Source organism: Streptomyces sp. NPDC045026, assembly GCF_056432625.1.
This window is the reverse complement of record NZ_JBWKIS010000011.1, coordinates 28,918-47,529: the sequence shown is the minus strand read 5'-3', so window position 1 is coordinate 47,529 and position 18,612 is coordinate 28,918. Positions and strand designations below refer to the sequence as shown.

The 18,612-nt window shown below is 70.7% G+C and carries 16 protein-coding genes; 13 read left to right on the top strand and 3 right to left on the bottom strand.

Going from position 1 to position 18,612, the window contains the following annotated elements:
* Positions 1 to 105: 105 nt before the first annotated feature.
* The 11 genes from AC07EJ_RS23525 to AC07EJ_RS23475 all read left to right on the top strand — a co-directional run bounded on the left by AC07EJ_RS23525 (position 106) and on the right by AC07EJ_RS23475 (position 10,053).
* Positions 106 to 1,035, top strand: coding sequence for a Rossmann-like and DUF2520 domain-containing protein (locus AC07EJ_RS23525; RefSeq protein WP_478884880.1), 930 nt, complete (start codon positions 106 to 108; stop codon positions 1,033 to 1,035).
* Positions 1,032 to 2,021, top strand: a complete 990-nt coding sequence (gene panC / locus AC07EJ_RS23520; RefSeq protein WP_389487478.1) for a pantoate--beta-alanine ligase — start codon at positions 1,032 to 1,034, stop codon at positions 2,019 to 2,021. Before AC07EJ_RS23525 ends, panC begins: the two co-directional genes overlap by 4 nt.
* Entirely contained in the window at positions 2,018 to 3,772 is a 1,755-nt protein-coding gene (locus AC07EJ_RS23515; protein ID WP_389487476.1) for an L-aspartate oxidase, read from the top strand. Before panC ends, AC07EJ_RS23515 begins: the two co-directional genes overlap by 4 nt.
* Before the next feature lie 5 nt (positions 3,773 to 3,777).
* Positions 3,778 to 4,764, top strand: coding sequence for a carboxylating nicotinate-nucleotide diphosphorylase (gene nadC, locus AC07EJ_RS23510; protein ID WP_478884879.1), 987 nt, complete (start codon positions 3,778 to 3,780; stop codon positions 4,762 to 4,764).
* Positions 4,765 to 4,769: 5 nt separating this feature from the next.
* Positions 4,770 to 5,567, top strand: a complete 798-nt coding sequence (locus AC07EJ_RS23505) for a type III pantothenate kinase (protein ID WP_362900890.1) — start codon at positions 4,770 to 4,772, stop codon at positions 5,565 to 5,567.
* Between the two features lie 179 nt (positions 5,568 to 5,746).
* Complete coding sequence (locus AC07EJ_RS23500; protein ID WP_389487472.1) at positions 5,747 to 7,345, top strand: hypothetical protein; 1,599 nt, start codon at positions 5,747 to 5,749, stop codon at positions 7,343 to 7,345.
* Between the two features lie 115 nt (positions 7,346 to 7,460).
* The gene (locus tag AC07EJ_RS23495) at positions 7,461 to 8,096 is read left to right on the top strand and encodes a hypothetical protein (RefSeq protein WP_389487470.1); all 636 of its coding nucleotides are present in this window, start codon (positions 7,461 to 7,463) and stop codon (positions 8,094 to 8,096) included.
* Positions 8,097 to 8,109: 13 nt separating this feature from the next.
* On the top strand, positions 8,110 to 8,292 hold the full coding sequence (locus AC07EJ_RS23490; protein ID WP_393586782.1) for a hypothetical protein: 183 nt from the start codon (positions 8,110 to 8,112) through the stop codon (positions 8,290 to 8,292).
* 96 nt (positions 8,293 to 8,388) lie between these two features.
* Positions 8,389 to 8,925 (top strand): BlaI/MecI/CopY family transcriptional regulator, encoded by a 537-nt coding sequence (locus AC07EJ_RS23485; protein WP_478884940.1) that lies wholly within the window; start codon positions 8,389 to 8,391, stop codon positions 8,923 to 8,925.
* 9 nt (positions 8,926 to 8,934) lie between these two features.
* Positions 8,935 to 9,477: an amino-acid N-acetyltransferase gene (locus AC07EJ_RS23480; protein ID WP_389487466.1), complete on the top strand. Its 543-nt coding sequence runs from the start codon at positions 8,935 to 8,937 to the stop codon at positions 9,475 to 9,477.
* Positions 9,478 to 9,714: 237 nt separating this feature from the next.
* Positions 9,715 to 10,053: a histone-like nucleoid-structuring protein Lsr2 gene (locus AC07EJ_RS23475; protein WP_389487464.1), complete on the top strand. Its 339-nt coding sequence runs from the start codon at positions 9,715 to 9,717 to the stop codon at positions 10,051 to 10,053.
* On the opposite strand, the gene AC07EJ_RS23470 is transcribed toward AC07EJ_RS23475, so the two are convergent.
* A complete protein-coding gene (locus AC07EJ_RS23470) occupies positions 10,032 to 10,607 on the bottom strand; it encodes an SCO3374 family protein (RefSeq protein ID WP_389487462.1) in 576 nt (191 codons plus the stop codon). The two genes, AC07EJ_RS23475 and AC07EJ_RS23470, sit on opposite strands and share 22 nt — an antisense overlap.
* 432 nt (positions 10,608 to 11,039) lie before the next feature.
* Here AC07EJ_RS23470 and AC07EJ_RS23465 point away from each other — a divergent pair, with 432 nt between their 5' ends.
* Positions 11,040 to 13,568, top strand: coding sequence for an ATP-dependent Clp protease ATP-binding subunit (locus AC07EJ_RS23465; protein WP_389487460.1), 2,529 nt, complete (start codon positions 11,040 to 11,042; stop codon positions 13,566 to 13,568).
* Between the two features lie 78 nt (positions 13,569 to 13,646).
* Here the strand turns inward: AC07EJ_RS23465 and AC07EJ_RS23460 are convergent, their stop codons facing one another.
* Positions 13,647 to 16,703, bottom strand: coding sequence for an NACHT domain-containing protein (locus AC07EJ_RS23460; protein WP_478884878.1), 3,057 nt, complete (start codon positions 16,701 to 16,703; stop codon positions 13,647 to 13,649).
* A 461-nt stretch (positions 16,704 to 17,164) separates the two neighbouring features.
* Between AC07EJ_RS23460 and AC07EJ_RS23455 the strand changes: the two genes are divergently transcribed.
* Positions 17,165 to 17,842 (top strand): M23 family metallopeptidase, encoded by a 678-nt coding sequence (locus tag AC07EJ_RS23455; RefSeq protein ID WP_389487456.1) that lies wholly within the window; start codon positions 17,165 to 17,167, stop codon positions 17,840 to 17,842.
* Between the two features lie 69 nt (positions 17,843 to 17,911).
* Here AC07EJ_RS23455 and AC07EJ_RS23450 read toward each other — a convergent pair whose 3' ends face one another.
* Complete coding sequence (locus AC07EJ_RS23450) at positions 17,912 to 18,484, bottom strand: TetR/AcrR family transcriptional regulator (protein ID WP_389487454.1); 573 nt, start codon at positions 18,482 to 18,484, stop codon at positions 17,912 to 17,914.
* Between the last annotated feature and the right edge of the window lie 128 nt (positions 18,485 to 18,612).

Sequence of the window (18,612 nt, the reverse complement as noted above, 5' to 3'; positions counted from 1 at the left end):
TGCCCACAGCCCGTGGAGGGACCGGAGCCCCTGGAGCAGATCGCGTTAACATGACGAGAAATCGTCCGGTACCCCGAGCGGACTGGAACGGAAGGCCGTCGTCCTGTGAACGCACCTCCTCGACCCGAACCCACCGACCCCAGGGACCGCCCCGCCCGGCTCACTGTCGGAGTGGTCGGCGCGGGCCGTGTCGGTCCCGCCCTCGCGGCCGCCCTGGCCCTCGCGGGACACCGCCCCGTCGCCGTTTCCGCGGTCTCCGAGGCATCCGTGCGCCGGGCCGCCCTCATGCTGCCCGACGTCCCCGTGGTGACGCCCGCCGAGGTCCTCGCGCGCGCCGAACTCGTGCTCCTCACGGTGCCCGACGACGCGCTGCCCGGCCTCGTGGAGGGGCTCGTCGAGACCGGTTCCGTACGCCCGGGACAGCTGATCGCGCACACCTCGGGGCGGTACGGAGCCAAGGTGCTCGACCCCGCACTGCGAGCCGGCGCCCTGCCGCTCGCGCTGCACCCCGCCATGACGTTCGTCGGCAGCCCCGTAGACGTACAGCGGCTGGCCGGGTGCGCCTTCGGCGTGACCGCGCCCGAGGAGCTGCGGCTCGCCGCCGAGGCGCTCGTCATCGAGATGGGCGGCGAGCCGGAGTGGATCCGTGAGGAGTCGCGCCCGCTGTACCACGCGGCGCTCGCCCTCGGCGCGAACCACCTGGTCACGCTGGTCGCCGAGTCCATGGATCTACTGCGCGACGCGGGCGTCGAAGCCCCCGACCGGATGCTCGGCCCGCTGCTCGGCGCGGCCCTCGACAACGCCCTCAGGTCCGGTGACGCGGCGCTCACCGGGCCTGTCGCGCGCGGGGACGCGGGCACGGTCGCCGCCCATGTCGCCGAGCTGCGCAAGCACGCGCCCCAGACCGTCGCCGGGTACCTGGCGATGGCCCGCGCCACCGCCGACCGGGCCCTCGCGCACGGTCTGCTCAAGCCCGAGCTCGCCGAGGACCTCCTCGGGGTCCTGGCCGACGGCGCCGAGGGGGACCAGCGATGACCACTGTGCTGCACACCGCCGAAGAGCTCCGCACGCGCGCGCGTGCGGGCCGCCGCGCCGTCGTCATGACGATGGGCGCCCTGCACGACGGCCACGCCGAACTGATCCGCACGGCCCGCTCGATCGCCGGCGCCGACGGCGAAGTGGTGACGACCGTCTTCGTGAACCCGCTCCAGTTCGGCGCGGGCGAGGACCTCGACCGCTATCCGCGCACCCTCGACTCCGACGTCAAGATCGCCGAACAGGCGGGCGCCGACGTCGTGTTCGCACCCTCCGTGGACGAGGTCTACCCCGGCGGCGAGCCCCAGGTCCGCGTCACCGCGGGCCCCATGGGCGAGCTCCTCGAAGGCGCGTCGCGGCCCGGCCACTTCGACGGCATGCTCACCGTCGTCGCCAAGCTGCTCCACCTGACCGCGGCCGACATCGCGCTGTTCGGGCAGAAGGACGCCCAGCAGCTCGCCCTGATCCGGCGCATGGTGCGCGACCTGAACTTCCCCGTGGAGATCGTCGGCGTGCCCACCGTGCGCGAGTACGACGGCCTCGCCCTCTCCAGCCGCAACCGCTACCTCTCCGCCGACGAGCGGCGCACCGCGCTCGCCCTGTCCCGGGCGCTCTTCGCCGGCGCCGACCGGCACGCCGCCCAGGAGGCGCTGCGCGCGCGTGCCCACGAAGCGCCCTCCACGCACGCGCGTGCCGACGCACTGAACGCGATAGGCGAGGCCCGCGCCGCCGCCGACGCGCACGCCGTCGCGAAGGCGTCGCCCGGCGGCCCCGAAGCCGTCCGCGCCGCGGCCCGCCAGGTCCTTGACGAGGCCGCCCGCGTCCGGCCACCGCTCACGCTGGACTACCTCGCCCTCGTCGACCCGGCCGACTTCACCGAGGTGAAGCACGGCTACACCGGAGAGGCCGTGCTCGCCGTCGCCGCCAGGGTCGGCGCGACGCGACTGATCGACAACATCCCCCTGACCTTCGGAGCTCCCGTATGAGTGCCACAGGGACCACAGCCACCGGTACAGCGACCGGCATACGCCTGCACGCGCCCGCGCCCGGCTGGTCCGTCACCGCCGACGTCGTGATCGTCGGCTCCGGTGTCGCCGGACTCACCGCGGCCCTGCGCTGCCAGGCGGCCGGACTGCGGACCGTCGTCGTCACCAAGGCCCGCCTCGACGACGGCTCGACGCGCTGGGCGCAGGGCGGCGTCGCCGCGGCGCTCGGCGAGGGCGACACCCCCGAGCAGCATCTCGACGACACGCTCGTCGCGGGCGTGGGTCTGTGCGACGAGGAGGCGGTCCGCACCCTCGTCACGGAGGGCCCCGACGCCGTACGGCGCCTCATCGAGACCGGCGCCCACTTCGACGAGTCGGCCGACGGCGACCTCGCGCTCACCCGCGAGGGCGGCCACCACCGCCGGCGCATCGCGCACGCGGGCGGCGACGCCACCGGCGCCGAGATCTCCCGCGCTCTCGTCGAGGCGGTACGCGCGCGGGGCATCAGGACCGTCGAGAACGCCCTGGTCCTCGACCTCCTCACGGACGCCGACGGCCGCACGGCGGGCGTCTCCCTGCACGTCATGGGGGAGGGCCAGCACGACGGCGTCGGCGCGGCGCTCGCCCCCGCCGTGGTCCTCGCGACCGGCGGCATGGGCCAGGTCTTCTCCGCGACCACCAACCCGCACGTCTCCACGGGCGACGGCGTCGCGCTCGCCCTGCGCGCGGGCGCCGAGGTGTCCGACCTCGAATTCGTGCAGTTCCACCCGACGGTGCTCTTCCTCGGCGCGGGCGCGGAGGGCCAGCAGCCCCTGGTCTCCGAGGCCGTACGAGGCGAGGGCGCCCACCTCGTCGACGCCGACGGGGTGCGCTTCATGGTCGGCCAGCACGAACTGGCCGAACTCGCGCCCCGCGACATCGTCGCCAAGGGCATCACGCGCCGCATGCTGGAACAGGGCGCCGAGCACATGTACCTCGACGCCCGGCACTTCGGCGCCGAGATGTGGGAGAACCGGTTCCCCACGATCCTCGCCGCCTGCCGCGCCCACGGCATCGACCCGGTCACCGAGCCCATCCCCGTCGCTCCGGCCGCCCACTACGCGTCCGGGGGCGTCCGCACGGACCTCCAGGGCCGCACGACGGTCCCGGGCCTGTACGCGTGCGGAGAGGTCGCCTGCACCGGCGTCCACGGCGCGAACCGCCTCGCCTCCAACTCCCTCCTGGAGGGACTGGTCTACGCCGAGCGCATCGCGGACGACATCGCCGCGAGCCACCAGGAAAACGGCCTCCACGCGCGCGTGCCCGCCCCCGTGCCGTACCCGGAGACCCCGACCCACCCCCTGATGCCGCCCGAGGCCCGGTTCGCCATCCAGCGCGTCATGACGCAGGGCGCCGGAGTGCTCCGTTCCGCGGACTCGCTCGCCGACGCCGCCGCGGGACTCGGCCGCATCCACGCAGAGGCGGCGGGCGCCCTCGCGGAGAACGGCAAGACCGCGGAGCCCGGCGTCGACACCTGGGAGGCCACCAACCTCCTGTGCGTCGCCCGCGTCCTCGTCGCAGCGGCCCGCCGCCGCGAGGAGACCCGCGGCTGCCACTGGCGCGAGGACCACGGCGACCGCGACGACGCACAATGGCGCCGCCACATCGTCGTACGGCTGAATCCGGACCGGACCCTGGCCGCGCACACGACGCCCACCGCAGAATTCCCCCCGACCCGCCCCGAGCGCCGTACACACCAGCAGGAGCTGTGAGAGACGTGAGTACCCCCGACCTCCCCCTCGCCGAGAGCGGCGGCTGCGGCGACGGCTGCGGCTGCAGCGGCGGAGCCGACGCCGACATGGCCGACATGATGGAGTGCGGCCTCGACCCCGCCCTCGCCCAGCTCCTGGCCGACGCGGGGCTCGACCCCGTGGAGGTCGAGGACATCGCGCACATGGCCATCGCCGAGGATCTGGACGGCGGCGTGGACGTCACCACGGTCGCCACCATCCCCGAGGACGCCGTCGCCACCGCCGACTTCACCGCCCGCGAGGACGGCGTCGTGGCGGGCCTGCGCGTCGCCGAGGCCGTGCTCTCCGTGGTCTGCACCGACGAGTTCGAGGTCGAGCGGCACGCGGAGGACGGCGACCGGATCACCGCCGGGCAGAAGCTCCTCAGCGTCACGACCCGCACCCGCGACCTGCTGACCGCCGAGCGCAGCGCTCTCAACATCCTGTGCCGCCTGTCCGGCATCGCGACCGCCACGCGCGCGTGGGCGGACGCTCTGGAGGGGACGACCGCGAAGGTCCGCGACACCCGCAAGACGACGCCCGGCCTGCGCTCCCTGGAGAAGTTCGCCGTCCGCATGGGCGGCGGCGTCAACCACCGCATGTCGCTCTCGGACGCGGCCCTGGTCAAGGACAACCACGTGGTCGCCGCCGGTGGCGTCGCACAGGCCTTCAAGGCCGTACGGGAGTCCTTCCCGGGGCTCGCCGTCGAGGTCGAGGTCGACACCCTGGACCAGCTGCGCGAGGTCGTGGAGGCGGGCGCCGACCTGATCCTCCTGGACAACTTCACGCCGGCCGAGACCCAGGAGGCCGTCGCCGTCGTGGGCGGCCGCGCCCTCCTGGAGTCCTCGGGCCGGCTGACCCTGGCCAACGCGCGCGAGTACGCCGGGACGGGCGTCGACTTCCTCGCGGTGGGCGCGCTGACCCACTCGTCGCCGATCCTGGACATCGGCCTCGACCTGCGCGCGGCGGAGTAGTCGCCATGCTGCTCACCATCGACGTAGGCAACACGCACACCGTCCTCGGCCTGTTCGACGGCGAGGAGATCGTCGAGCACTGGCGCATCTCCACCGACGCCCGCCGTACCGCCGACGAACTCGCCGTGCTTCTCCAGGGCCTGATGGGCATGCACCCGCTGCTCGGCGACGAGCTCGGCGACGGCATCGACGGCATCGCCATCTGCTCGACCGTCCCCTCGGTCCTGCACGAACTGCGCGAGGTCACCCGCCGCTACTACGGAGACGTCCCCGCCGTCCTGGTCGAACCCGGCATCAAGACCGGCGTCCCGATCCTCATGGACAACCCCAAGGAGGTCGGCGCCGACCGCATCATCAACGCGGTGGCGGCGGTCGAGCTCTACGGGGGGCCCGCCATCGTCGTCGACTTCGGCACGGCGACCACCTTCGACGCGGTCTCCGCGCGCGGGGAGTACGCCGGCGGCGTCATCGCCCCCGGCATCGAGATCTCCGTGGAGGCCCTCGGCGTCAAGGGTGCCCAGCTCCGCAAGATCGAGATCGCCCGTCCGCGCAGCGTCATCGGCAAGAACACCGTCGAGGCCATGCAGTCCGGCATCCTGTACGGCTTCGCGGGCCAGGTCGACGGCGTCGTGACCCGCATGGCGCGCGAACTCGCCGACGACCCGGACGACGTGACCGTCATCGCCACCGGCGGCCTCGCGCCCATGGTGCTCGGCGAGGCCGCGGTGATCGACGAGCACGAGCCGTGGCTGACGCTGATCGGCCTGCGCCTGGTCTACGAGCGGAACGTCTCCCGCTCCTGACGCGCCCTGTCGGCGACGCGCCCTGTCGGTGGTGCCCCAACTGCCCCTTCGCGTACGGACTTTCGACAAGGCGTGCGCGAAGGGCGCAACCGTTCGTACGCTTCGCTCGTCTCCGCAGAGACGGGGCACGAGTCGGCATGCGATGGACGTGGGGCGAAATGTGGCGTAAGGGCAGACAGTTGGCGGCTGCGACGGCGGCGATCGCGCTGACCGGGGCCGGTCTCACGAGCGCCACGGCCTGGGCCGCGGACGGCCCCACGCCTCCCACGCAGTCGTACGCCGTCATCACCGCGCCCGCGCAGATAGCCGTCCCGGCGTCGGGCACCGCCATGGCCCCCGAGGTGGGCTACGGCTTCGCCGACGACGGCGTGGAGGGGCTCCCGCTGCCCGAGAACGCCAAGCTGGTGATCGACGCGAGCGGCCTCAAGGGCATCGCCACGATCAAGGCCAAGAACGACCGGTGCACGGCGGACGGAGCCGTCGTCACATGCCTGGACGACGGCAATCTGCACGGCCCGTTCGAGCCCTTCACGCTCAGCGCGGTCGCCGGTACGAAGCCCGGCGACACCGGAACGCTGCGCTACGAGGTCACCGCGGACAAGGCCACCCCCGACACCGAGACCTCCAAGGTCGTCATCGGCTCCCCGAAGATCCAGGTCGCCGCACTGCCCGCCAGGTCCGGCCTGACGCCCGGCCAGTCCGTCGGCTACCCCGTGGTCCTGCGCAACACGGGCGACCTGCCCACCGAACAGATCACCGTCCGCCTCACCGGCAGCCCGGGCGTCACCTTCGCCGGGAAGCACAGCAACTGCCTCTACCTGCCGGGCGACTTCGGCAGGGACGACGCCGACGTGACCTGCGTCTTCAAGACGGCCATCGCTCCGGGTGACACGGTTGGATTCTCCGACCCGCTCGAAGGGTCCCTCGGCAAGGACGCCTTCCACACCTGGACCGACATCACCGCCGAGGCCGTCCCGGCCTCCTCCGGCACGGACACCGGCGGCACCCCCGGCAAGGGCGCCGCGCTCACCCTGACACCTGCCACGGGCACCGGTTTCGCAGACAGCCACCGGGTGACGTACGACGCCGACAACGCCGCCGACTTCCTCGCAGTCGGCGCCGTCCTCGTGCCCGGCAAGAAGGGCTCCACCCACCCGCTCGCCTTCGGCCTGCGCAACGCGGGCCCCGCCGTGGTCACCCACCCCGACAGCAAGCCCGTGGCCTACGCCGAGGTGACACTCCCCAAGGGCGTCGTCGCCAAGAGCGTGCGCGTCGACGAGGAGCCCGACGACCAGGCGAGCGGCGACTGCTTCACGTACACCGGCGGCAAGACCTCGCCCTTCGAGCCGGGCCACCGCCGCTACCTCTGCCCGGACACCGTCTCCGAGGAGAGCGGCGACGGCCAGATGTACCGCTTCCAGGTCAGCTACGAGAAGGACCTCGCCGCAGGCGCCGCCCGCGGCACGGTCACGGTGCGCCCCGGCGACGGGATCGTCCTGAACGACCCGGACCAGTCCAACGACGAGGCGGCGATCACCGTCGGTGAGGCGTCCTCCTCCCCGTCGCCGTCCCCGTCGGCGTCGGGCGGGACCGCGGCCCCCTCGCCCTCCGCGTCCGCCACCGTCTCCGTGACGTCGGGCGGCTCGGGGACCTCGGGCACGTCCGGGTCCATGGCGGCGACCGGTGCCGGGTTCCTGCCGTGGCTGGCCGCCGCGGCCGCGGCGGCGCTCGGTGTGGGCGCGATCGTGTTCGCCATGTCGCGGCGCCGGGCCGAGTGACCTGGGGCGGCCGAGTGGCCCGGGGCGAGTGACCGGGCCGCAGGCCGCGCAGCAAGCCACGCCGCAAATTGGCGGTTAAGCGGATTTTGTCCGTCGTGCTGCGTATCGTCGGCCCATGCCCACGCCCTACGGAAACCGCGGCGGCATGGCGTTCGGCGCTGAAGAGCTGCGTGTGCTCCGACGCGCCCTTGCCCTTGCCCTTCACCCGAGTCCCGTCTCCGCCGAGGACATCCAGGACTGCCTCCGGCTCGCCGAATCGGTCGACGAGGCAGCCGACGAAGGCGCCCGAATCCGCGCCTTCCTGCTGGCCGACCTCGCCCGCTACCGGGCTGCCCTGCCCGGCACCACCACCGGCTACCTGGAGCTGCTCGACGAGTCGCTCGCGGCGGGCTATCAGCCCGGCGCCGACGACCTCGCCGCCCTGCGCGCCCTGCGCGGCAACCCCTCCGCCGCCACCCTCCTCGAACGCTGCCGCACGCTCGCCGAGCGCGACGTGCGGGCCAGGCTCGAGGGCCGGGCGCCGGCGCGCGGGCAAACGCGCGTCGCACAGCCCCGCGTCCCGGCCTGCCGTACCCGGCTGCTCGCCCTGCCCGGGGGCCTCTCCGCGACCGGGAAGCCGGCATCCGAACCCAGGCCCCCGGCGAACCCCCCGGCCCCGCCGCGCCCCATGCCCACCCCGGCCGAGGTCTTCCCGCCCAAGCGCCGCCCCGTGCCCCCCACGGCCCCGCCGCAGGAGCTCGCCGTCGGATAGCTACTCTGGGGGCATGGACTACGTCTCCGCGCTCGTGCCCCCCGTAGTGATGGCCGTCTTCTTCATCGGTCTCATCGTGACGATGGTGAAGTCCCAGGGCGGCGACAAGAAGGCCAAGGAAGACGCGGCCGTCGACGCGGCGATCGCCCGCGCCGAGGCGGCCCGCCAGGCCACCCCGCAGCCCAGCGACATCTGAGAAGGGCGCCCCACCGGGCGCCCTTTTTGTTGTCATTGAGCCCCGTTCGCCACGTCCGGCGCCCTATTACCGACTTCTGCCACTAGTGTGCTGCTCGTGCCGCGCCCATTGGGAGAACTCGAAGACGCAGTGATGACACGGGTGTGGAAGTGGAACCGCCTCGTGACGGTTCGCGAAGTCCTGGAAGACCTCCAGCAGGAACGGTCCATCGCCTACACCACGGTCATGACCGTTCTGGACAATCTTCACCAGAAGGGCTGGGTACGCCGCGAAGCGGAAGGCCGGGCCTATCGATATGAGGCCGTCTCCACTCGCGCCGCGTACTCCGCCGCGCTGATGAACGACGCATGGTCCCAGAGCGACAACCCGGCGGCGGCTCTCGTCGCCTTCTTCGGCATGATGTCGCCGGAACAACGCGAAGCGCTGGCCGATGCCGTGCGCATGGTGCAGGGACCTCGGGGGCAGTCCACCGCGACTCAAGAGCCCGAAGCCGCCGAAGCCACCGAAGCTCCCGAAGAGCCGCGCGACTCCGAACGAACTCCAGGGCCTGAAGCATCGGAACGGCCGGAGGGACCTCAAGAGCCTGAAGGGCCCGAAGGACCCGAGGCGCCGGCTCCGGACGCCGGGCGATAGCGTCCGCTCATGCCAGCACAGCTCCCCGAAGACACAGCAAAAGCAGTCACCGTGCGCAGGGCGAGGACGGCCGATGTGCCGTCCGTGCGCCGACTCCTCGACGCGTACAGCCGTGAGGGGATCCTGCTCGACAAAGCCACCGTGACTCTTTACGAGGACATCCAGGAGTTCTGGGTCGCGGAACGGGACGACAACGCGGAGGTCGTCGGCTGCGGCGCCCTGCATGTCATGTGGGAAGACCTCGCGGAAGTCCGCACCCTCGCCGTGAATCCGGTGGTCAGGGGCGCGGGCGTCGGCCATCAGCTGCTCCAGAAGTTGCTGCAGACCGCGCGCTGGATCGGTGTTCGCCGGGTTTTCTGTCTCACCTTCGAAGTTGAGTTCTTCGCGAAGCGCGGTTTCGTGGAGATCGGAGAGGCACCCGTCGATACGATCGACACCGATGTCTACAGCGAGCTCTTGCGTTCCTATGACGAGGGTGTCGCTGAGTTCCTCGGTCTCGAACGAGTGAAACCGAACACCTTGGGCAACAGCCGGATGCTTCTGCATCTGTGATCGCCCCCCGGTATTCCTGAGCAGCTGCCTGCCCGGGTGCCCTATGTCCGAAACGCGCATCTTTCCGGGCTTCTCGGGGCGCTTGGTCTCTCCTGGATCTCTCCCAGGGGTTTGTGTTTTTCCAGCAAAAGCGGTTTGCTTTCCGACGTACTGCGTACTGCATATAACAAGGGGACGGCGAATCAACGACTGAGGTCGTGGGGTCCGGCCCTACAGATATCGATGAAAGGAAATCCGGTGGCACAGAAGGTTCAGGTCCTTCTTGTCGATGACCTCGACGGTGGCGAGGCGGACGAGACCGTGACGTTCGCGTTGGACGGCAAGACTTACGAGATCGACCTCACCACCACCAACGCGGACAAGCTCCGCGGGCTTCTTGAGCCGTATCTCAAGGGCGGTCGTCGCACCGGAGGCCGTTCCGCCGGCGGACGCGGCAAGGCGCGCGCCGCGGTGGCGGGCGGCAGCCAGGACACGGCGCAGATCCGTGCCTGGGCCAAGGAGAACGGTTACGAGGTCAACGACCGCGGTCGTGTCCCCGCGTCCATCCGTGAGGCCTACGAGAAGGCCAACGGCTGAGCGCAAGCACGTCGCAGCCGGATCCGGTGGCACTGAGTCGCCGCCGTTTCCACCAGCCGTACGAGACCGGGGGCGCCCCCACCGCCCCCTACGGCCGACAGCGCCGTCAGAGCCGGAAGTGTCGGCTCGACGTCGCACCCGGGCTCGGGGGGCCGCACCCAGACAGCGGCCTCCTGCGGGTCCGGCACTCCCGGGGGCGCGGGCGCGTCGATCCGCCCGCCCGCACCGATCACGGTGAGATCGAGGGGCAGCGCCCCCCACTCCAGCCAGTCGAGCAGCCCCGGCAGCTCCTCCGCGCTGCCCGCGGCCACCAGCAGGCGCATCGTCTCCCCTTGCAGGGCCACCGGACACCCGGGGTCCAGCCGCCGCAGCACGGCACGTCCCGCCTCCGCGGGCAGCTCCAGTACGTCGAAACGCAGCCCCGTCAGCAGCTGAAGGCCCATGGGGCCCGGCGCGGTGGGCCAGCCGAGCGCGTTCTCGTACCACTCCCGCACCGGATCGCCCGCGTCGAGCGGCCGACGGGGCAGGGGCACGGTGTGCACGATGGAGACCATGTCCGGAGCAACCGCCGGGAACCCTCGCGGGTTACGCAGCGTTGTCAGATGAGTGCGCAGAGTTTCTCAAATGGGGGCGTGCGGGGGTGTTGGGCGGCGCAAGAGTGTTCGCCCGTAGCGGAGGGAACCGGCGCGCGCCGCATGGAGTGTCACTCCTGGCGGGTAAGACATCCCTAGTGAGGAGGGGCGACACGTGGGTTCGGGCCGTCTTGCGTTCGCCATCGGCGTACTGATGGTGGGGGTAACTGCCTGGCCTGCGGGAACATCGTCTCGCACCATCGGTGTTGGAGCAGTTGTCGGCGTTCGGGTCTGGAGGCCATCGACGGGTGTCGGCAGTTGGAATGAGCGGTCCCCGCTTGCGGGACTAAGCTGCGGAAGGACAGGGAGGGGAGCGTCCCCTTACTGCCTGACCGCTCTGAGGAGCGATTAACGATGTTCGAGAGGTTCACCGACCGCGCGCGGCGGGTTGTCGTCCTGGCTCAGGAAGAAGCCCGGATGCTCAACCACAACTACATCGGCACCGAGCACATCCTCCTGGGCCTGATCCACGAGGGTGAGGGTGTCGCCGCTAAGGCCCTGGAGAGCCTCGGGATTTCGCTCGAGGCGGTCCGCCAGCAGGTGGAGGAGATCATCGGTCAGGGCCAGCAGGCCCCGTCCGGGCACATTCCCTTCACCCCCCGTGCCAAGAAGGTCCTGGAGCTGTCGCTCCGCGAGGCTCTTCAGCTGGGTCACAACTACATCGGCACGGAGCACATCCTGCTCGGCCTGATCCGTGAGGGCGAGGGCGTCGCCGCCCAGGTCCTGGTCAAGCTGGGCGCCGATCTCAACCGAGTGCGGCAGCAGGTCATCCAGCTGCTCTCCGGCTACCAGGGCAAGGAGACCGCCGGCGCCAGTGGCGGTCCTGCCGAGGGCACGCCCTCCACGTCCCTGGTCCTCGACCAGTTCGGCCGGAACCTCACGCAGGCCGCCCGCGAATCCAAGCTCGACCCGGTCATCGGGCGCGAGAAGGAGATCGAGCGGGTCATGCAGGTGCTGTCCCGCCGCACGAAGAACAACCCGGTCCTCATCGGCGAGCCCGGCGTCGGCAAGACCGCCGTCGTCGAGGGCCTCGCGCAGGCCATCGTCAAGGGCGAGGTGCCCGAGACCCTCAAGGACAAGCACCTCTACACCCTCGACCTGGGCGCGCTGGTCGCCGGTTCCCGTTACCGCGGTGACTTCGAGGAGCGCCTGAAGAAGGTCCTCAAGGAGATCCGCACCCGCGGCGACATCATCCTGTTCATCGACGAGCTGCACACGCTGGTCGGTGCGGGTGCCGCCGAGGGCGCCATCGACGCCGCTTCGATCCTGAAGCCGATGCTGGCCCGCGGTGAGCTCCAGACCATCGGTGCGACCACGCTCGACGAGTACCGCAAGCACCTGGAGAAGGACGCCGCTCTCGAGCGCCGCTTCCAGCCCATCCAGGTCGCGGAGCCGTCGCTGCCGCACACGATCGAGATCCTCAAGGGTCTGCGCGACCGCTACGAGGCCCACCACCGCGTCTCCATCACGGACGAGGCCCTCGTCCAGGCGGCGACCCTGGCCGACCGGTACATCTCGGACCGCTTCCTGCCGGACAAGGCGATCGACCTGATCGACGAGGCCGGTTCCCGGATGCGCATCCGCCGGATGACCGCGCCGCCGGACCTCCGCGAGTTCGACGAGAAGATCGCGGGCGTGCGCCGCGACAAGGAGTCGGCCATCGACTCCCAGGACTTCGAGAAGGCAGCTTCGCTCCGCGACAAGGAGAAGCAGCTGCTCGCCGCGAAGGCTAAGCGCGAGAAGGAGTGGAAGGCCGGCGACATGGACGTCGTCGCCGAGGTCGACGGCGAGCTGATCGCCGAGGTCCTCGCGACCGCGACCGGCATTCCCGTCTTCAAGCTGACTGAGGAGGAGTCCTCGCGTCTGCTGCGCATGGAGGACGAGCTCCACAAGCGCGTCATCGGCCAGAAGGACGCCGTCAAGGCGCTCTCGAAGGCGATCCGCCGTACGCGTGCCGGTCTGAAGGACCCGAAGCGCCCCGGTGGCTCGTTCATCTTCGCGGGCCCGTCCGGTGTCGGTAAGACCGAGCTGTCCAAGGCGCTCGCCGAGTTCCTCTTCGGTGACGAGGACGCGCTGATCTCCCTCGACATGTCGGAGTTCAGCGAGAAGCACACGGTCTCGCGTCTCTTCGGTTCGCCTCCCGGTTACGTGGGCTACGAAGAGGGCGGCCAGCTGACGGAGAAGGTGCGGCGCAAGCCGTTCTCGGTGGTTCTCTTCGACGAGGTCGAGAAGGCCCACCCGGACATCTTCAACTCGCTGCTGCAGATCCTGGAGGACGGTCGCCTGACCGACTCCCAGGGCCGGGTCGTGGACTTCAAGAACACGGTCATCATCATGACGACCAACCTCGGCACGCGGGACATCTCGAAGGGCTTCAACCTCGGCTTCGCGGCCACGGGTGACACGAAGTCCAACTACGAGCGCATGAAGAACAAGGTCTCGGACGAGCTCAAGCAGCACTTCCGCCCCGAGTTCCTCAACCGCGTGGACGACGTCGTCGTCTTCCCGCAGCTGACCCAGGACGACATCCTCCAGATCGTCGACCTGATGATCGGCAAGGTCGACGAGCGCCTCAAGGACCGGGACATGGGCATCGAGCTCAGCCAGTCCTCGAAGGAGCTCCTGGCCAAGAAGGGTTACGACCCCGTGCTCGGCGCGCGTCCGCTGCGGCGCACGATCCAGCGCGAGATCGAGGACTCGCTCTCCGAGAAGATCCTCTTCGGCGAGCTGCGTCCGGGCCACATCGTGGTCGTCGACACGGAGGGCGAGGGTGACGCCAAGACGTTCACCTTCCGCGGCGAGGAGAAGTCCCCGCTGCCGGACGTCCCGCCGATCGAGCAGGCGGCCGGCGGAGCCGGGCCGAATCTGAGCAAGGACGCGTAACCCTTCGGGGACGCGCTGAGACGAAGGGGCTGCCCCGGGACTTCGGTCCTGGGCAGCCCCTTCGTCGTGCGCTCGGGGTCATTGACCGGACCGGTGGACGGTGACGTCGGCCTGCGGGAAGAGACCGGCGTACACGTCGTCCGAGGCTGGTGCCGCGTCCTCGGTGAAGTAGAGGCGCACGTCGTGCGCGTGCGGGACGGCAGGAGCGAAGCGGGAGACGCGCTCCTCGGTCCCCGCCTCCAGGTGGAGGGAGAGGACGCGGATTCCGGTCAGCTCGGTGGTCGGGCCGTGTGCGGGCAGGAACCGGCCGCCCAGGGAGAGGCGGGTGAGCGCGGGGTGCCCGGCGAGCTGCTCCCAGTCGCGTGGGCCGAGCGCGCCCGCGTCGCTGGACAGGTTCAGCCGGGTCAGCTCGGGGAAGGCGTCAAGGCCCGTGAGCCCGGTGGTCCGCGTGGCGCCTTGGCCGAGGATGAGGTGGTCGAGCGGCGCCCCGACCGGCAGGAACGTGGCGAGCGAGTCGCCGGGGACCGGCTGGATGACGCTGAGCGAGGAAAGGCTGGTCACCCGGGACAGGCCGGTGAGCGTCGGCAGTGCGGGCAGGTCGATCACCGACAGATGCCGTAGCTGCATCTCGGCGAGGGGTGCCAGGTCGCGGACCTCCGGGCAGTACATCAGGGACAGGAACTCCAGTGACGGCAGGGCGTGCAGTTTCCGGAGATCCGTGATGTACGGGTTGCTGCGCAGGGTCAGGAACCGTGTGCCCTCGGGGTCCAGTGCCCCCATGAACTCGTCGAGCGGATACTCCCCGGTGAGGTCGACCCGCCGCCACGGCGGCATCGTCCACATCGCGCGTACCTGCTCCTCGCTCGTGACGGTCAGGTCGAGTCCGTCCCGCCCCACATGCGCGATCACCTCGTCCGCGTACTCCTGCGCGTCGAACCTCCGCCAGGTGCCGACGAGTTGACGCCGCACGTCGAGCGAGGTGTGGGCGCGGAAGCGCTTCAGGACCGGCAGGGAGCCCTCGTGGCCCAGGCGGGAGGCCGTGGTCACCACCGCGTGGGCCTCCTCGTCCGTCAAATCCTGTGGTCCGGGAAGGAGTTCGAGGACGAACGGGCCCGCCTGCGCGAGCTGGGCGGCCTCCTGAGGGGTCCGGGGCGGGATCAGGGCGGCGGCCCGTTCCCGTACCTCTTCGAGGACCTCCTGTTCGACCGCCGAGGCGTCCTGAAGGCTCGCCAGCGCGAGCAGGGTCACGCGCGGGCTGTCCGCGGCGAGCAGGCCCCGCAGGAGCGTCGTCCGCTCCCGGGTACGGGCGTGGGCCACGGCCATCCGCACGACGTCCTCCCACTGCGTGTCGCCGGCGTGGCCGAGCAGGACGTCGAAGTGGCCCTCCTCGACCGCGTAGCGCGCACCGAGGTGGTCGAGGAACGTCCGGTGTGCGAAGTCGACCACCTGCGGGGCGGGACTGCGCAGGACGCCGCTGCGCAGCAGGAGGTGGCGCAGGATCGCGGGGGCGTCGCCCTGGCGTGCGGCGTCGGGGACGCAGGGCAGGGCGCGTTCGAGGAGTGCGAGCGCGGTGGCCTCGTCCATCTCGGTGCGGCCCGCGAGCACCAGGGCGTAGGCGAGGCGCTGGAGGAGTTCGGTCTGGTCCTCGGTGTCGAGTTCGATGCCGTCGAGGCCGCCCATGCCGCGCTGGCGGTCGCGGTCGGTGAGGATCATCTGGAGCGCGGCGTCGTACAGGGCCTTGCGGCGCGGCGGCAGATAGCCGCGGCGCGCGCGGTGGAGGGCGCAGATCATGCCGCACATGAGGGGGTTGGTCGCCAGGAGCGACAGGTCCGGCTTGGCGCGCAGGGCGTCCAGCAGCGGTTCCTCGTGCTCCGCGGCGCCGGCGGCCGCGTGCCACCTGTGCACGAAGGCGCCGACCGTCCGGCGGCCCATGGGGGCGAGGGACAGCTCGGCGAACCCGTCCCCGGCCAGCCAGTCGGAGCGTACGGCGGTGGGGCGGGCGGTGAGCAGCCAGCGGTTGCCGGGGAAGGCGCGGACGAGGCCGAGCAGCCAGTCGCGCACGCGGGGCCGCTCGGCCGAGGGGACCTCGTCCAGGCCGTCGACCATCACGAGGCCGCGCCCCGCCCTCAGGACGCGCTCGGCCCAGCCCTCGGGCGGGGTGTGCGGGCAGTCGGCGGACGTGAGGAACGCGGCGGGGGAGGGGAGCCCGGCGGCGCGGATCAGGGTGCGCAGCGGCAGTACGTACGGGATACGGCCCGTGGTGGTGATCGCCAGCCACTGGATGAGGGTCGTCTTGCCGGAGCCCGCCTCGCCGCGCAGCAGGACCCGGTCGTGGCCGTCGAACGCGTCCTCGGCCCTGACCTGGACCGTCGTCGCTCCCTGGGGTTCGCCGTGCGCGTCCTCGGGGCCGGCCTCGCGGGTGGCTTCGAGGCTCAGGTACGCGACGTCGAGGGGCCAGACGTCGGGGGAGTCGCGCAGATCGAGGCCGAAAATGGTGATGCGGTTGTGGCGTGCCGCGAGGTGGGCGCGGTAGCGGGTCTCGAAGGCGGTGTCCTGTGCGTCGGCGGTGTCCTGTGCGTCGCGTGGCGCGGTGCGCGTGATGAGCGCGTCCACCTTGGCGATCAGTTCGGACTGGGCGCGACTCTGCTCGACCAGCGTGCGGGCCACGAACGTGGAGCGCTGGGTGAAGAAGTGCAGGATGTGCAGGCACGCCCACTCGGTGACCGAGTCGAGGAAGTAGGCGGCGTCGGTGGAGAGGTCGGGCGCGGGGGCCGCCTCGCGCAGGGTGCGGGCCAGCCGGCGGTGACCGAGGCGGACCGCCTGGATGTCGTCCATGTCCAGGTCGCCGAGGGCGAGGAGCCTGCGGGCGAGGGCGGCCGTGACCGCCTCCTGCTCGTCCGCGGGGAACGGGGGCTCGCCCGGGGACTGCACGGCTTCCCGCACCAGACGGTCGGCGAGGTGCCCGACCTCCTTCTCCCCGAGGGACCTCTTCTCGCCGCGGAAGGTGACGAGGCCCGAGAGGCGTACGGGCTTGTCCACCAGGCCGGCGCCGGGGCCGTCGCGAGTGAGGAGCTGCTTCACCAGAGGCGTGAGGACGCTCGACGCCAGGCGCGTGCCGAGGACTGCGGGATCCATCTGCCGTTCCCCCCGAAGGCCGTGAAACCAGGCGCTTCAGCGTAGCCCGCGTCACATTCCCGGGTCTGGGGATCTTGCCTCCCGGTGACATGCCGCACAGGCGTTTTGTCCGATACTAGCCGAAATAGTGGAAGCGCTGCTGGAGTGAGGGGTTGTGGTGGCATCGAAGAGTTCGGGCGAAATGTCCACTTCTTGGATCGGTGGGGCGAGGGCCGGTGGGGCGCCCGGATGCAGGGGTGCGAAGGGGCCCTAAACCTAAAAACGAGGCACAAAAGCGACAGATCGCAGGGGGTCTTCGGGGGCTGTCAAGAGGTTGAAGTCCCGACCATTCACTACGGCTTTAGGTAGTAGATGGGGCCTTTGAGCCGAGATGGGGTCCCGGGTTACCAATGAACAGCCAGCCCGGCACGTCACCAACGAGTGCCGGTCTGCCCCTGTCATCAACGCGGAGGTAATCCCGAATGTCGAAGCGCACCATGACTCTTTCTTCCGGCTCGTCCCTGCTCCGTACTCGGGCGGCCGTCGTGACCGTCGCCCTGGGAGCCACGGCGCTGCTGGGGGCCGGGGCTGCGGTCGCCGCCGAAAGCACTCAGGGAAGCGTCGCGCTGCCCAGCGCGGCTGCCGCTTCGGTCCAGGCGCAGGCCAAGGCGCAGGCCAAGGCCGCCGACCAGGCGAAGCAGAACGCCGCGCAGGTCAAGGAAGCCGCGGCGAAGAAGGCCGCCTCCTGGATAGACCCGGTCAAGAAGTACACGCTGTCCGCGGGCTTCGGCCTCGGCGGCAACATGTGGTCGCACAAGCACTCCGGCCAGGACTTCGCCGTGCCGATCGGCACGAACGTCATGGCCGCCCACGGCGGCACCGTCGTCAAGGCCGGCCCCTACGGCGGCGGCGACGGCCCGGCGTACGGCAACGCCATCGTGATCAAGCACGGCAACGGCACGTACTCGCAGTACGCGCACCTGTCCCGCATCGACGTGCACATCGGCCAGACGGTGTCCACCGGTCAGCACATCGCGCTCTCCGGCAACACCGGTAACTCCAGCGGCCCGCACCTGCACTTCGAGATCCGCACGACCCCGAACTACGGTTCCGCGGTCAACCCGGTCAACTTCCTGAAGTCCGTGGGCGTCAGCGTCTGACCTGCATGAGCGAGCTCAGCTGCGTAACTGAGCTCACCTGCACAAAAGAGCTCAACCGCATGACGCGACTCAGGCGCTCCGCTGTGCCTGGGTGATGAGATCGGTGGCGACCTCGAGGATGGCCTTGCGCTTTTCCTCCGGGTCGCCTTCGACGTCCTTGAGGACGAACAGGCCCGCGTGCATCGAGAAGATCGCGCTGAAGCAGCGGACCCGCTCGGTCATGGTGGCGTTCTCGGGCAGGAGCTGGTCGAGGAGCGCCTTCATCCGGTCCTTGAACAGCTCGCCGATGCTCAGCTCGCGCATGGTCGCCTGGTTCTCCTGCATGAAGCGGAAGAGCGGGCCCGCTCCGTGCAGCGCCAGGCTGTAGCGCTCCATGAGGTCCTGCTTGGTCTCCAGGGTCGGGGGCTGCTCCTTGCCCCACTCGATCAGCTCGTCGATCGGGCGCGTCAGGTCCTCGAAGAGGCTGACGACGATGTCTTCCTTGGTCTTGAAGTGGTAGTAGAGCGCTGCCTTGGTGACGTCGAGGTGCTCGGCGATCTCGCGCAGCGAGGTCTTCTCGTAGCCCTGCTCGGCGAACAGTTCCAGCGCCACGTCCTGGATGCGCTGCCGCGTGTTCCCGCGGCGCTGCTTGCTGCTGCCCATCTGTGGCTGCTCCTTCGTGCTGGTGGCGGGGCTTGGGCCAAAACTTACTTGACGCCCGGCTAGTTAGCGCTCTATCTTCCCTCAGTGTAGTCAACTTGCCGGGCGGCAAGTAAGTAGCGGTGGGTAAG